Below are 13,568 nucleotides of genomic sequence, written 5' to 3'. Positions count from 1 at the left end.
GGTCGGCGCCCTTCAGTACATGCCGCCCATCGCCGTCCGAACCTCGCGCAACGTCTCGTCGGCCACCGCGTTCGCCCGCTCGTTGCCCGCCCGCAACACGCGCCGGACCTGCTCGGGATCGCGGGCGAACTCGGCGCGCCGGGCCCGGATCGGGGCCAGGAACTCGTTCACCGCCTCGGTGACGGTCCGCTTCAGCGCGGCGGCCCCGGCGGTGCCGATCTCCTCGGCCACCGCGTGCGGGTCGCGCCCCTGGCACAGCGCGGCCAACAGCACCAGGCCGGCCACGCCGGGCCGGGCGATGGGATCGTAGGTGATGTGCCGGTCGGCGTCGGTCCGGGCCGCGCGGATCAGCCGGGCCGTCTCGTCCGCGCTCGCCCCCAACGGGATCGCGTTGCCCCGGCTCTTGCTCATCTTGGTGCCGTCGGTGCCGAGCAGCAGCGGCGCGGCCGACAGCAGCGCGTCGGGCACGGGGAAGACCGGCCGACCGCCGGTCGGGTAGCGGTCGTTGAACCGGCGGGCGATGGACCGGGTGAGTTCGATGTGCGGCAGCTGGTCCTGGCCGACCGGGACCAGATTGCCCTTGCAGAACAGGATGTCGGCGGCCTGGTGGGCGGGGTAGGTGAACATCAGCCCGCTGACGGCGGCCTGCCGCGAGTGCGCGATCTCGTCCTTGACGGTCGGATTGCGGTTCAGTTCGGCGACCGAGACCAGGCTGAGGAACGGCAGCAACAGTTGGTTCAGCGCCGGGATCGCGCTGTGCGTGAAGATGGTGGTGCGGTCGGGGTCGATCCCGATGGCCAGGTAGTCGAGCACCAGGCCCTCGACGTATTCGACCAGGCGGTCGGCGACGTCGCGGTCGGTCAGTACCTGGTAGTCGGCGATGATGAGGAATCCCTCGACGCCGAGATCCTGGAGCCGTACGCGGTTGTGCAGCGTGCCGAAGTAGTGCCCGAGGTGGAGGGGGCCGGTCGGGCGGTCACCGGTGAGCACCCGGAACCGGCCGGGCTTGTGTTGGATGAGCTTCTCCAGCTCGGCGCTTTGGGGGGGCGTGGCTGGGGTGGTGGTGGTGCTGGTGGTGATGGTTGGGGTGGTTGGGGTGGTTGGGGTGGTTGCGGTGGTTGCGGTGGTGGTGCTGGTGGTGGCGGTGGTGGCGGTGCTGGTGGTGTCGAGCACGGTCGGTCTCCCGGTGGATGGTCGGTGAGCCGCCGTCGGCACGGCACTCGCCCGTCTCCTTGGGGACACGAAAAAAGGGCCGTCCGTACGAACGACCCTGGTCAGGCCCGAATGGGCGGTCGCTCCTATGTGGAGCGCCACCAACTCGTAACCGATACACGATGCATGTCCCGAGCATAGCGGGCGGGTTGGGCAGGGGGCGGGAGCTTGGGTTGCTCGGGTGGAAGGGCGTGCGGGGGGTGTGGTCGCGGCGTGGGGGTGTGGGCGCGGTCGCGACGGGAGCGTAGGGGTGGGCCGGGGTCGTGGCGGTGGCGGCGGCTTTTTGTTGGGCGCTTCGCGCCGGCTCGCGAGGCACCGCTTTTCTGCTCCCCCGCTTCGCTCCGGGTCGCCCAGCCCAAAAGACAAGCGGCGGCTCCGCCGCTCTCCGCGCTTCGCGCGTCGATCGCGTGGGTGGCCCCTGGCGGGGGCGCTGACGCGCCTCGGGGGTGGGCGGTGGGGTGGGGGTGGGGGTGGGTTGAAGTTGCTTTCTGGGGGCGGGGGTTGGGCTGTGGGTGGGGTGGCTGGACTTTGGGGTTGTGGCTGGTAATCGTCTGTCGGAGGGGGTGTGGGCGGGGCTAACGTGGCAGGGTCCGAGCCGGCTTTGTGGCTGGTCTGATCCGGTGTGCAGGCAATTCCCCCGGGTCCTGACGCGATCGGGGTAGCGTGCCGGCCGATCCGGCGGGGTTCGGGCCGAACCGGATTGAATAGCCCCGCGGAACGCCTTTGGGGAGGCCCCTCCGTGGTGCGGCGGGCGAGGCGGAACGCGGCGGACCTCCGCGCTCCGCCTCGTCGGGTGGTGGGTGGCAATGTGCTTGCGGGATTGCCGGTTTCGGGACGTCGGTGTTCGAATTTTTGTTCCCTTTCCGGCTTCCCGGGCTCCTCATCTGCGGGGCTTCCGCGGAAAACGGCCCATCGGCCTTGTCGGGGGCGCTACCTTCGCCGTAAGGACCCGATGCCCACCAGTTCGATCCGTCCACGCTGCCGACCCCCGGGCGGCGGGTCCCGGACATCCGTCAGGAAAGGCCGATTGCCGTGCCGCACCCCTTGCTCGACGCCGTCGACACCCCGCAGGATCCCGCCGCCTTCCTGCGCTCGATCGGAACCGTGCACACGACCTTCGGTGACCAGGATTCGGGTGCGGTCTCCTACGGAGTGCACGCCGAGGGGAACTGGTTCGTCAAGACCGGCCCCAACCCGGCGTCCGCGCTCAGCCTGCGTCGCGCGATCGACCTGCACGCGCACGTCCGGCACCCGGCGATCGTGCCCGTGCTGCACACCTTCAGCGCCGGCGGTGTGCCCGTGACGGTGGGGCCGTGGCAGTCCGGCGAGGTGCTGTACCACTCGACCGTCAAACGTGCGGGCAGGCTGCTGCGCACCGGCGCGGCCTCGCCGCTGGCCCGCTTTCGGGCACTGCCGCTGGACGACGTGCACGCGGCCCTGGACGCGATCCTCGACGCACACCGGCTGATCGACGCGGCCGGCTACGTCGGGGTGGACTGGTACGACGGCTGCGTGCTCTACGACTTTTCGGCGCGTCGGGTGCACCTGATCGACCTGGACGAGTACCGCAGCGCGCCGTTCGTGCTCGACTGCGCCCGGCTGTCCGGGTCCACCCGCTACATGCCGCCCGAGCACAGTCGGCGCGGCGCGCTGGTCACTCGGGCCGGCACCGTGTTCCTGCTCGGCCGCACGCTGCGCCTGCTCCTGGACGCGGGCGACGAGGAACGCGCGTGGCGCGGCACCCTGGCGCAACTCGCGGTGGTCGAACGGGCGACCCGGCGCGACCCGGCGGAGCGCTACTCGAACGTCACCGAACTCTTCGACGCGTGGAGCGCGGTGGCGCCGGCGGGCATGCTCTCGGGTACGTATCGGGCGTGATGCGGGACGCGGGCCGTTCGGGCTTCGCGTCGGGCATGGCGGCGGGTTCGGGTGGGCTCAGCGCTGTGGGCTGCCGAACAGGTCGTCGCGGGCGTCGTCGAGGGCGGTCAGCACCGCTCCGTCCAGGATCGCGCTGCCCGGGACGGTCCCCGCGAGGACCCGGGTGGGCAGGGGCGTCAGCTCGGCGAGTCGGGACTCGACCCGCCCGGCGAGGGCCGCGCCGCCGGCCCGGCCGGTCTCCCCGCCCAGCACCACGCAGCCCGGGTCGAGGATGACGGCGAGCGCGGCGGCGGCGAGTACCACCCGGTCGGCGAGTTCGTCCAGGAACGCGGCTCCCGCCCCGGTGTCCCGCTCCGCCGCGGCCCGTACGCAGTCCTCGGCGGTACCGGTGAGGCCGTGCCGGGCGGCCAACTCCTCCACGGCGGCGCCCGAGGCCAGGCTCTGGAAGCCGCCTTCGCAGTCCGCCCGCGACGGCAGCCGGCCCGTCCCCGGGACCGGCAGGAAGCCCAACTCGCCGCTGCCGCCCGACATGCCGCGGCGCAGCCGGCCGTCCAGCATCACGCAGGCGCCGATCCCCTGGCCCAGCCACACCAGGACGAACGTGTCCAGGCCGCGGGCCGCGCCGAAGCGCTGTTCGGCGATGCCGGCGAGGTTGGCCTCGTTCTCCAGGACCACCCGGCCGCGGTCGCGGAGCGCGGCCGGCAGGAGGGCGTGCCAGGCCGGGAGGAAGTCCTCCACGCCCAGGTTGCCGGTGACGGGGTCGATCAGACCGGGTGCGCCGACGCCGAACGTGTGCAGCGTCTCGGCGCCGGCGCGGGCGGCGGTGTCGTCGACCAGGGTCAGGACGTCGGCGATGGCGCGGGTCGGCTCCCGGTTCGCCGGTATCGCGAGTGTGCCGGACGCGGCGATCCGGCCGGTCAGGTCGGCGACGACCACCTCGACGCCGCCCAGGCGGACATCCAGGCCGGCGATGTAGGCGCGCTCCGCGACGATCCCGTACAACCGCGCGTTCGGGCCGCGTTGGCGGGTGCCCGATTCGCCGGCCAGGTGGATCAGTCCCGCGCTGCCGAGGCGGTCGACCAGGTCCGCCACGGTCGGGCGGGAGAGTCCGGTCAGCGTCTTGAGCTGGGCGGCGGTGAGGGGGCCGTGCTCGATCAGCAGATCGAGGGCCAGGCGGTCGTTGATCGCACGACACGTGCTCGGCGTGGCGGTACGGGCGGTGACGGTCATGGGAACCGATCCTACGCAAAGACTTTCTTTCAGGAACCCTGCCTGATAATTTTCCGGCCATGACCGAGACACACATCCAGGGCACTCCGAACACGGGCGACAGACGCGGCGCGGACGAGGCGGGAAACGCGGGTCGAGTGGGCGACGCGGCCGGGTGCATGACCGCTGACGAGAGGGGCACCGGGCCGGAGATCGCCGACGCGGGTCGGTTGGGCGATGCGGGCGGACGCGTCGGCGCGGGTGAGGGGGGCGGTGCGGGTGATGTGGGCGGTGGTGACGCCGGGGAGGCCGGGCGGGCTCGGGTTGCGGCCTGCCTGCTGTTTGCGGTGCATGGGTCCGTGGGGGGCGGGTTCGCCGCGCGGTTGCCGTGGTTGCAGGGGCATCTGGATCTGAGTGCGGGGCAGTTGGGGGTCGCGCTTGCGGCGCCTGCCGTGGGGGCGTCGTTGGCCATGCCGTTGGCTGCTTCGCTGGTGCATCGGCACGGGGGGCGGACCGCGCTGCGGTGCCTGATCGCACTGTGGTGCGCGGTGCCGCTGTTGCCCCTGTCCGCGCCCGGACTCGGGTGGTTGTGCGCGGCGCTGTTGGTGTTCGGCGTCGGGGCCGGGATGTCCGACGTGGCGATGAACACGCAGGGCCTCGTCGTCGAGCAGCGGGTCAAGCGCTCGACGCTGCCCCTGCTGCACGGGATGTGGAGCGCTGGCGCGCTGTTCGGCGCGGGCGTGGGCGCGGCGGCGGCGTTCGCCGGACTGGACGCCCGACTGCACATGGCCGGGCTGGGCGTACTGCTCGCGGTCACGGGCTGGTTCGCCGGCCGCAACCTGCTCGACGCGCGGCCGGCCGTCACCGGTGGTGGCAGCGGCGCCGACACCGACGCCCCACCGCGCTTCGCGCTGCCGTCCAAGGCCGTACTCGCGATCGGCGCCGTCGGCTTCTGCGGGGTGTTCGCCGAGGGCGCCGGGGCGAACTGGAGCGCGGTCCACCTGAAGGAGGTGGCCGGCGCCTCCCCCGGCGTCGCGGCCCTCGCCTTCACCGGATTCGCGTGCACGATGGCCGTCGCCCGACTGCTCTCCGGAACGGTCGTGGACCGCTTCGGGGTGACGCGCACGATCCGCGCCGGCGCGGCCCTGAGCACCGTCGGCGCGGCCGTCGTCGCCGCCTCGCACTCCCCCCTGCCCGCCATGCTCGGCTTCGCGCTGCTCGGCGTCGGGGTGGCCGCGGTGCTGCCGCTGACGTTCGCGGCGGCGGGCCGTATCGGCGAGAATCCGAGCCGGTCCATCGCCGGCGTGGCCACGGTGACCTACACGTCCGGCCTGATCGCCCCCGCGATCGTCGGCGCCATCGCCGACCACGCCTCGCTCAACACCTCGTTCGCCGTGGTCGCCGTCCTCACCGCGGTCCTGATCCCGACCGCGCGACTGCTCAACCCCTCGGCGCCGCCCCCCGCCGGCAACCGACCCGCCCCGCCCGAGGCCGCCCCGCGCGAGGCCGCCGCACCGCCCGTGCCCGAGCCCGTCTCGGGATCGATCCGAATCGGCACCTCCACGTCGGGCGCCGCCACCACCGTGGTGTTCCCGCCGCCGGAGCACTGATGCGGCGCGCAATGCCCACCGGCCACTCGGCCCGGGGCGCACCCGCGCCCCGGGCCGTGCCGCGGGGGCCGAGGTCAGCCCAGGGCCTTGACGATCTCCCGGGCGAGCGGGGCCGCCGAGGCCGGGTTCTGGCCGGTGTACAGGTTGTCGTCGACGACCACGTTCGGCGCCCACGGGCCACCCTCGCGGAAGTCGACGCCCAGGTCGATCAGCCGGTCCTGGAGCAGCCAGTGCGCCCGCTCGCCGAATCCCGCCTGGGTCTCCTCGGCGTTGGTGAACGCGGTCATCCGACGGCCGGCGAACGGCGACGTGCCGTCCGCGTCCGCCGTGGCCAGCAGCGCGGCCGGCCCGTGGCAGACCACACCCAGCGGCTTGCCCGAGGCCAGCGCCGCGACGAGCAGCGCGCCGGAGGTCGCGTCGACCGCCAGATCCTCCATCGGCCCGTGTCCGCCCGGGTAGAACACGGCCGCGTAGTCGGCGAGTTCGACCTCGGCCAGGTCCAGCGGCGCACGCAGCGCGGCGAACCGGTCCAGGCCCGCGGCGACCTCCGCGGCCCCGCCCGGACCGCCGTTCACATCCGGAGCCAGGCTCGCCGCGTCGACGGTCGGCACGACCCCGCCGGGCGTGGCCACCACGACCTCGTGACCGGCCGCGGTGAACGCCTCGAACGGGGCGACCGCCTCGTCCGCCCAAAAGCCGGTCGGGTGCCGGGTACCGTCGGCCAGCGTCCAGTGGTCGGCCCCGGTGAGCACGAACAGGATCTTCGCCATCTGTCATCCCTCCATTCGGGACGGCCGAGCGGGGTGTGCCCGGGCGTCCGCGTGCGATCGGCCGGCACAGCCTCGCGCCGTCGGGTTCGAACGTAGATCGCCCACCCATCGGGGTTCAAATAGGCTCTCCCTCATGAGCCATGTGAATTCCGATGGGTCGGTGGGCGCGGAGCGGCCATCCGCTCCGACGCCGACGTCCGCTCCGACGTCCGCGATACCGGACGTGCGCGGCCCGTTGGACCTGAGTCTGCTGCGCACCTTCCTGGCCGTACACCGCGCCGGCTCGTTCACCGGTGGCGCCCGGGTCCTGGGCCTGTCCCAGCCCACGGTCACCACCCAGATCCGAACGCTGGAGCGGCGACTGGGACGCACGCTGTTCGAGCGGCTGCCCCGGGGTGTGGCGGCCACACCCGTCGCCGACGACCTGGCGGTGCGGGTGGCGGCGCCGCTGGACGCGCTCGCCGAGGTGACCGAGCCGGACCGGTTCGGCGTCGACCCGCCGGCCGAGCCGGTACACCTGGCCGGTCCCGCCGACATCCTGTGCACGCTCGTCCTGCCCGCGCTGGCCCCGCTGATCGAGCGCGGCGTACTGCTGCGGATCGCCACCGGGCTGACCGACGACCTCCTCGAGGGGCTGCGCGCGGGTCGGCACGACCTCGTGCTCGCCACGACCCGGCCGCGCGGCCGGACGCTGGCCGCCGTACCGCTGATGGACGAGGAGTTCGTGCTGGTCGCGGCGCCGGTGTGGGCGCGCCGGATCGACCCGGCGCGGATCGCCGCCGAGGGCCCCGCCGCGCTGCGCGGGATCCCGCTGGTCAGCTACGCCGAGGATCTGCCGATCGCCCGCCGCTACTGGCGACACGTGTTCGGCACCCGGCTCACCGAACGTGCCGCGATCACCGTCCCGGACCTGCGCGGCGTACTGGCCGCGGTGGTCGCCGGCGCGGGCCTGACCGTCCTGCCGCGCTACCTGTGCGCGGCGGAGCTGGCGACCGGCGCGCTCGTGGCGCTGCTCACCCCCGACGACCCGCCGATCAACACCGGCTTCCTGGTACGCCGCGCGGGCGCGGCGCAGCACCCGCATCTGGGCCTGGTGGAACAGCGGTTGATCCGGGCCGCGCGAGGCTGGTGAGGCGGGCCGCGATCGATCCGGCCGCCGCGACCGCCTCCGCGGGCCGATCAGGCCGCCGCGACCGCCCGGGTGAGTTCGGCGAGGAGGTCCGCGCCGCTCCAGTGGCGGTATTTCCCCGGCGGCGCGGCCTCTGCCTCGCGGATCAGTTCGATCAGGCGCGCGTTGGCCGGTGCGGTCAGGCCGTTGCGCTCGGCGATGGCCAGGATCTCGCCCTGGACGCTGTCTATCTCGGTGGGCCGGCCCCGTTCGAGGTCCTCCCACATCGAGGAGCGGGCCTGCGCGTCCACCCGCAGGGTCGAACTCGCCAACCGGCGGAACAGCGGGTCGGGCAGCGAGAGCAGTCGTCGGGTGCGCGCGGCGGAGGCGGGGCCGAGCTTGGCCGGGCGGATGCCCTCGGCCCGGAACGCGGCCAGCGCCTCGCCCTGGCACAGCGCGAGGCAGGCCCGGTAGTCGCGCCGGCCGAGTTGGTCGCGCAGCGGCAGGCCGGACAGCGCGTTGATCGCGTTGTTCAGGTTCATCAGCAGCTTGGCGTGTTGTACCTCGGGCATGTCCTCGCGGACCTGGATCGGTACGCCCGCCTCGACCAGCACGTCGACCAGTGGCAGCGCCCGAGGGTTGGCGTCGATCATCAGCGCGCCCGAGGTGCCCTGGTGGAACACGGCGGGCTCGGTGCGTACGACGTTGAACGGGACCATGCCGGCCAACACGGTGTGCGCGGGCAGCGCGGCGCGCAACACGGCGGGATTGCGTATCCCGTTCTGCAGGCTGACCACGAGCGCGGCCGGGCTCAGCCGCCCCGCCAGTTCCCGGCCGGCCTCGGCGGTCGCCGCCGACTTGACGGTGACCAGGACGAAGTCGGCGCCGGCGACCGCGTCGGGCGTGGTTGCCACGGTCAGCCGCCCGGACTCGACCACCGTCGGGGGCCGGCCCGCCCCCGTCACCGTCAACCCGTCCCGGAGCGCGTCGGCGAGGGCCGGTCGGCCGACGAGCGTGACGTCGGCGAACGCGGCGAGCCGACCGCCCAGGTAGCCGCCGATGCTGCCGGCGCCGAAGATCGCGATCCGGGTACGGAGCGGCCGCGAACGGGGAGCGGGTTGGGACATCTACAACCTCCGCCTACGGGTGGAACGGGCCAGGGGCCGGCCAGGGGATCAATCCGCAAGGGTACGTCCCCGCACCGCACCCGTGTTCGAGATGTGCGCGCCGAGCCGCCCGCGTCGATGTGCGCTTGACCCTGCCGTTGGCGGCAGGGTCGGAGCATCGCCGCATGGACACCACCGAAACCCGCACCGCAGGCCCCCGCGTCGTGCTGATCACCGGCGCCGGCACCGGCATCGGCCGGGCCGCGGCCCGCGCGTACGCCGCCGAAGGCGCCCACGTGATCGCCGTCGGCCGCCGCCCCGAACCACTCGCCGAGACGGCCGAGGGCCATGGTCGGATCATCCCGCTCACCGCCGACATCACCGCCGAGGGCGAACCCGAGCGCGTCGTCCGCGGCATCGCCGAGGCGCACGGCCGGCTCGACGTCCTGGTCAACAACGCCGGCGTCGTCGGCACCGGCGGGCTGGGCGCCTACACCCGCGCCACGATCGACCCGCTGCTCGCCACCAACCTGATCGCCCCGCTCCTGTTGACCCAGGCCGCGCTTTCCCTCCTGGAGTACGCCGGCGGCGTGATCGTCAACATCACCACCTCGGTCGGCCAACGCGCGTGGCCGGGCAATTCGCTCTACGCCGCGACCAAGAGCGCCCTCGAACTGCTCACCCGCAGCTGGGCGGTCGAACTGGCCCCGCGCGGCGTACGGGTGGTCGCGGTCGCCCCCGGCGCGGTCGGCACCCCGATCGCCGACCACAACGGGGTGAGCCCCGAACGGCAGGCCGCCATCCGCGCCTGGCAACTGGCGCACACCCCGCTCGGCCGCATCGCCACCCCGGAGGAGATCGCGTGGGCCATCACGGCCCTGTCCGCTCCGGGCGCCTCCTTCGTCACGGGCGTCGTGCTCCCGGTCGACGGCGGCGCGGTCGTGGGTTAGGGCCCGGCCGGTGGGCCGGACCCGTTGCGCCGACGGCGGGGGTTCCACCGGTCCGGGCATAGCCGCCGTGCGAGGATCGGGGGGATCGGGCCGGGGTGTCGACCCGTCCAGGCGGGCCGGGAGGGTCGGGTGCGGATCGGGGAGTTGGCGGACGCGACCGGGGCCACCCCGCGCGCGTTGCGGCACTACGAGCAGGCGGGGCTGATCGAGTCGGCGCGGGCGGCGAACGGCTACCGGGAGTACGACGAGCGCACGGTGGCCCGGGTCCGGTCGATCCGGGACCTGCTCGCCGTCGGCCTGACCCTGGACGACGTACGGGCGTTCCTGCCCTGCCTGGACGCCGGGGTCGACGTCGCCGCCCGCCCCCCGTCGGATACCGCCCTGCGCATCGCCCTCGACCGGCTGGCCGTACTGGATGCCCGGATCGCCGCGCAGACCACGGCCCGCGACAACCTGGCGGCGGCCCTGCGCCGCGCGGGTGTCGAGCGGATCCGCAGCGCATAGGGCGCGCCGGCCGCCGCCCGAAACCGCGATGTCACACCCGGCGGGGCTGTCTCGTCTCGGGTCGTGAGGCCGGTTTCCGATCCGAAAGGGTGGCGGGTATGCGGGTGTTCGTGGCAGGCGGGGGCGGGGTTCTGGGGCGGCGGCTGGTGCCGCAGCTCGTGGCGCGTGGGCATCACGTCACGGCGACCACGACGAGCGCGGCGAAGCTGGGCGTGCTCGCCGAACTGGGCGCCGACGCGGTGGTGATGGACGGGCTCGACGCGGCTTCGGTCGACGCGGCGGTGGCAAGGGCACGACCGGACACGATCGTGCACCAGATGACGGCGATCTCGCCGACCCACGCCGGCAAACCCGATCTGCGCCACCCGGATCGCTGGTTCGCCGTCACCAACCGGCTGCGGACCGAGGGGACGGACCATCTGCTCGCCGCCGCGAAGGCGGCCGGGGTGTCCCATGTTGTGGCGCAGAGCTACGCGAGTTGGAACGGCATCCGCCGCGGCGGCTGGGTCAAGACCGAAGAGGATCCGCTGGACCTGATGGAGGGCACGGCGGCGCACGTGGGCATGCTCGGGATCAGGCATGTCGAGGACGTGGTGCTCGCGGCCGGTGGCGCGGCCCTGCGCTACGGCGCGTTCTACGGCCCGGGAGCCATCGACGATCAGATCGAACTGGTGCGCAAGCGGCAGTATCCCCTCGTCGGGCGCGCCGGCGGCTACAGCTCGTGGGTGCATCTCGACGACGCGGCGAGCGCCACCGTGTCGGCGGTGGAGCGCCGGGCGACGGGGGTGTTCAACATCGTCGACGACGATCCGGCGCCGGCCGCCGAGTGGTTGCCGCACCTGGCGGCGTGCGCGGGGGCGAAGCGGCCGATGCGGATCCCGACCTGGCTCGCCCGACTCCTCGCCGGGGAGCAGGCGGTGGTGATGATGACCCAGGGCCGTGGTTTCGCCAATGCCAAGGCCAAGCGGGAACTCGGCTGGGAACCACGTCATCCGTCGTGGCGGCGGGGGTTCGAGGAGGAGTTGGCGTGACGCCCCGGGAAGCCGCCGGGGCGGCACGGCAGTTCGAGGAGTTGCGGCCGCTGCTCTTCTCGATCGCCTACCGGTTCCTCGGCAGTGTCGGCGAGGCCGAGGACGCGGTACAGGAGACGTGGCTGCGCTACGAGGCGTCGCCGACGCGGCCGGTGTCGGCGAAGGCGTTCCTGTCCGCCGTGGTCACCCGGATCTCGATCGACGTGTTGCGGTCGGCGCGGGTGCGGCGGGAGGAGTACGTCGGGCCGTGGTTCCCCGAACCGCTGCTGACCGACCCGTACCAGGATCCGGAACGGTCGGCGGAGTTGGCCGACTCGATCTCGATGGCGGCCCTGTTGCTGCTGGAGCGGCTGAGTCCGCTGGAGCGCGCGGTCTTCGTGCTGCGCGAGGTGTTCGCGTTCGGCTTCCCGGAGATCGCGGCGGCCGTGGGGCGTTCCGAGGCCGCGTGCCGGCAACTCGCGGTGCGGGCGCGGCGGCACATGGACGAGGGTCGACCCCGGTTCGAGGCCGATCGCAGGGAACGCGAGGAACTCGCCGGGCGGTTCTTCGACGCCTTCCGAGAGGGCGACGTCGACGCCCTGCGCGAACTGCTCGCTGCGGACGTGCACATGGTCGGCGACAGCGGCGGCAAGGCCCCCCTCTTCGCCGCCCACACGCTCGGCCTGGCAAACGTCACCCGGCTGCTGGCCGTCGCCGTTCCGCAGATCGCGCTGGTGGGTGTCGTGGTGACGCCGCACGAGGTGAACGGGCAGCCCGGCGCGGTCTTCCGGGACCGGGACGGTCGGGTCGTCAGCGCCTGGGTCCTGGACATCCTCGACGGCCGGATCCAGACGATCCGCACCGTGCTCAACCCCGACAAGCCGGCCCACGTGGGCCCGGTGGCCGACGCCTGGGCGATGTCCCGCGAGGCGAACCGCCGCCACGCGACGGAACCAGGGGCCAACGGCAGCGCGTAGGCCGCCCCCGTCTTTCGTGCCGGGCCATGTCACAACCCGCCGGGCCATCTCGTCCCGTGCATGTGACCCGATTCTCTCCCGTCAACCGCAAGGAGCCCACCATGCAAGCCCGTTCGAACCTCTTCGCAAGCCCGGTCGTGGCCAGGTCCATGCGCCACTTCGCCTCGGCGAGCAGGGTGATCATCAACGACTCGACGGTGCCGTCCCGAACCCGGGACCTGATGATGCTCCGCGCGAGTCAGATCAACGGCTGCGGATTCTGCACCGACGCGCACAGCAAGGACGCCGTACACGCCGGCGAGGACCAGGTCCGCATCAACCTGGTCGCCACGTGGCGCGAATCCACCGTCTTCACCGAAGCCGAACGCGCCGCCTTGGAACTGACCGAAGAGGGCACCCGCATCGCCGACGCCGCCGGCGGTGTCCCGGACGACGTCTGGGCCCGGGCCGCCGAACACTACGACGCGGACCAACTCGCCGCCATGGTGGCCATCATCGCCCTGATCAACGCCTCCAACCGCATGGGGGTGATCACCCGTCAGGCGGGCGGCGGCCACGAACCCGGCTCACCGCTGGGGTAGTTCGGCATCCGCACGGCCGCCGTCCGGTGCCCGGGTCGGCCTGCGGGCACGACTTGGTCCGGATGCCTCGGGCGCGCGGGGCGGCGGTGGTGTGCGTCGCCCGCGCGGAGGCGAATGCGGGCGGGCAAAGGGACTCGGGCCCCCGGGGGGACGGCCCGGGTGCCGTGTCGGTGCGCGTGTTCGCGCGGTACGGGTCGGCCCGGCAAGGGTCAGGGCCGGTACGGGTCAGGGGCCGGTACGGGTCAGGGGCCGGTACCCGTCAGGACGACGCCGCCACCGATTCCAGGGAACGGTCGTCGGTGCGGACCGCGTCCAGGTATTCGGCGATCGCGTCCCGGTTGCGGATCAGGCAGTTGACGCGTTCGGTCATCCGGTCGCGCTCGTGTTCGAGCGTGGCGATCATCTCCGGCGTCGCGTCGGGGAAGTGGATGATCCTCGGCTTGTCGAGGCAGGGCAGGATCTGCCGGATGATCCGGGTCGGCAACCCGGCGTCGAGCAGGCCCCTGATCTGCATCACCCGGTCCACGAAGAACTCGTCGTAGTGCCGGTATCCGTTCGCCGAACGATCGGCGACGATCAGGCCCTGTTCCTCGTAGTAGCGCAGCAGTCGTCGGGGGGTACCGGTGCGCTCCGACAACTCTCCGATACGCATG

The 13,568-nt window shown here is 73.2% G+C and carries 13 protein-coding genes; 8 read left to right on the top strand and 5 right to left on the bottom strand.

Going from position 1 to position 13,568, the window contains the following annotated elements:
- Nucleotides 1–12 precede the first annotated feature (12 nt).
- Nucleotides 13–1,080 (bottom strand): tryptophan--tRNA ligase, encoded by a 1,068-nt coding sequence (gene trpS / locus B4N89_RS33665; RefSeq protein ID WP_078980703.1) that lies wholly within the window; start codon nucleotides 1,078–1,080, stop codon nucleotides 13–15.
- A gap of 1,164 nt (nucleotides 1,081–2,244) precedes the next feature.
- Here trpS and B4N89_RS33660 point away from each other — a divergent pair.
- Nucleotides 2,245–3,090 (top strand): serine/threonine protein kinase, encoded by an 846-nt coding sequence (locus tag B4N89_RS33660; protein WP_078980246.1) that lies wholly within the window; start codon nucleotides 2,245–2,247, stop codon nucleotides 3,088–3,090.
- A 57-nt stretch (nucleotides 3,091–3,147) separates the two neighbouring features.
- Here the strand turns inward: B4N89_RS33660 and B4N89_RS33655 are convergent, their stop codons facing one another.
- Nucleotides 3,148–4,320 (bottom strand): ROK family transcriptional regulator, encoded by a 1,173-nt coding sequence (locus B4N89_RS33655; protein WP_078980245.1) that lies wholly within the window; start codon nucleotides 4,318–4,320, stop codon nucleotides 3,148–3,150.
- A gap of 59 nt (nucleotides 4,321–4,379) precedes the next feature.
- On the opposite strand from B4N89_RS33655, the gene B4N89_RS33650 reads away from it, so the two are divergent.
- A complete protein-coding gene (locus B4N89_RS33650) occupies nucleotides 4,380–5,909 on the top strand; it encodes an MFS transporter (protein WP_235619067.1) in 1,530 nt (509 codons plus the stop codon).
- 74 nt (nucleotides 5,910–5,983) lie between these two features.
- Here the strand turns inward: B4N89_RS33650 and B4N89_RS33645 are convergent, their stop codons facing one another.
- Nucleotides 5,984–6,679 carry a type 1 glutamine amidotransferase domain-containing protein gene (locus tag B4N89_RS33645; RefSeq protein WP_078980244.1) on the bottom strand — a complete coding sequence of 232 codons (696 nt, stop codon included), beginning with the start codon at nucleotides 6,677–6,679 and terminating at the stop codon, nucleotides 5,984–5,986.
- A 133-nt stretch (nucleotides 6,680–6,812) separates the two neighbouring features.
- Here B4N89_RS33645 and B4N89_RS33640 point away from each other — a divergent pair, with 133 nt between their 5' ends.
- The gene (locus B4N89_RS33640) at nucleotides 6,813–7,811 is read left to right on the top strand and encodes a LysR family transcriptional regulator (protein WP_078980243.1); all 999 of its coding nucleotides are present in this window, start codon (nucleotides 6,813–6,815) and stop codon (nucleotides 7,809–7,811) included.
- 47 nt (nucleotides 7,812–7,858) lie between these two features.
- Here B4N89_RS33640 and B4N89_RS33635 read toward each other — a convergent pair whose 3' ends face one another.
- Nucleotides 7,859–8,914, bottom strand: coding sequence for a 2-dehydropantoate 2-reductase (locus tag B4N89_RS33635; protein WP_201261049.1), 1,056 nt, complete (start codon nucleotides 8,912–8,914; stop codon nucleotides 7,859–7,861).
- Nucleotides 8,915–9,078: 164 nt separating this feature from the next.
- Between B4N89_RS33635 and B4N89_RS33630 the strand changes: the two genes are divergently transcribed.
- From B4N89_RS33630 to B4N89_RS33610, 5 genes are all read left to right on the top strand, one after another.
- On the top strand, nucleotides 9,079–9,843 hold the full coding sequence (locus B4N89_RS33630) for an SDR family NAD(P)-dependent oxidoreductase (protein WP_078980242.1): 765 nt from the start codon (nucleotides 9,079–9,081) through the stop codon (nucleotides 9,841–9,843).
- 129 nt (nucleotides 9,844–9,972) lie between these two features.
- A complete protein-coding gene (locus B4N89_RS33625) occupies nucleotides 9,973–10,347 on the top strand; it encodes a MerR family transcriptional regulator (RefSeq protein WP_078980241.1) in 375 nt (124 codons plus the stop codon).
- 98 nt (nucleotides 10,348–10,445) lie between these two features.
- Nucleotides 10,446–11,378 carry an NAD-dependent epimerase/dehydratase family protein gene (locus B4N89_RS33620; protein ID WP_078980240.1) on the top strand — a complete coding sequence of 311 codons (933 nt, stop codon included), beginning with the start codon at nucleotides 10,446–10,448 and terminating at the stop codon, nucleotides 11,376–11,378.
- Nucleotides 11,375–12,334, top strand: coding sequence for an RNA polymerase sigma-70 factor (locus tag B4N89_RS33615; protein WP_078980239.1), 960 nt, complete (start codon nucleotides 11,375–11,377; stop codon nucleotides 12,332–12,334). Before B4N89_RS33620 ends, B4N89_RS33615 begins: the two co-directional genes overlap by 4 nt.
- 101 nt (nucleotides 12,335–12,435) lie before the next feature.
- On the top strand, nucleotides 12,436–12,915 hold the full coding sequence (locus B4N89_RS33610; protein ID WP_078980700.1) for a carboxymuconolactone decarboxylase family protein: 480 nt from the start codon (nucleotides 12,436–12,438) through the stop codon (nucleotides 12,913–12,915).
- Between the two features lie 259 nt (nucleotides 12,916–13,174).
- Here B4N89_RS33610 and B4N89_RS33605 read toward each other — a convergent pair whose 3' ends face one another.
- A complete protein-coding gene (locus tag B4N89_RS33605) occupies nucleotides 13,175–13,567 on the bottom strand; it encodes a MerR family transcriptional regulator (protein ID WP_078980238.1) in 393 nt (130 codons plus the stop codon).
- Nucleotide 13,568: the final 1 nt, after the last annotated feature.

Source organism: Embleya scabrispora (assembly GCF_002024165.1).
GTDB classification, from domain to species: Bacteria; Actinomycetota; Actinomycetes; order Streptomycetales; family Streptomycetaceae; genus Embleya; species Embleya scabrispora_A.
This window is presented reverse-complemented; position numbering and strand designations above follow the sequence as displayed.

Coding starts and splice junctions, on each gene's coding strand:
- B4N89_RS33655 (WP_078980245.1), bottom strand. CDS start 4,320: ATGACCGTCACCGCCCGTACCGCCACGCCGAGCACGTGTCGTGCGATC.
- B4N89_RS33650 (WP_235619067.1), top strand. CDS start 4,380: ATGACCGAGACACACATCCAGGGCACTCCGAACACGGGCGACAGACGC.
- B4N89_RS33645 (WP_078980244.1), bottom strand. CDS start 6,679: ATGGCGAAGATCCTGTTCGTGCTCACCGGGGCCGACCACTGGACGCTG.
- B4N89_RS33640 (WP_078980243.1), top strand. CDS start 6,813: ATGAGCCATGTGAATTCCGATGGGTCGGTGGGCGCGGAGCGGCCATCC.
- B4N89_RS33635 (WP_201261049.1), bottom strand. CDS start 8,914: ATGTCCCAACCCGCTCCCCGTTCGCGGCCGCTCCGTACCCGGATCGCG.
- B4N89_RS33630 (WP_078980242.1), top strand. CDS start 9,079: ATGGACACCACCGAAACCCGCACCGCAGGCCCCCGCGTCGTGCTGATC.
- B4N89_RS33620 (WP_078980240.1), top strand. CDS start 10,446: ATGCGGGTGTTCGTGGCAGGCGGGGGCGGGGTTCTGGGGCGGCGGCTG.
- B4N89_RS33610 (WP_078980700.1), top strand. CDS start 12,436: ATGCAAGCCCGTTCGAACCTCTTCGCAAGCCCGGTCGTGGCCAGGTCC.
- B4N89_RS33605 (WP_078980238.1), bottom strand. CDS start 13,567: ATGCGTATCGGAGAGTTGTCGGAGCGCACCGGTACCCCCCGACGACTG.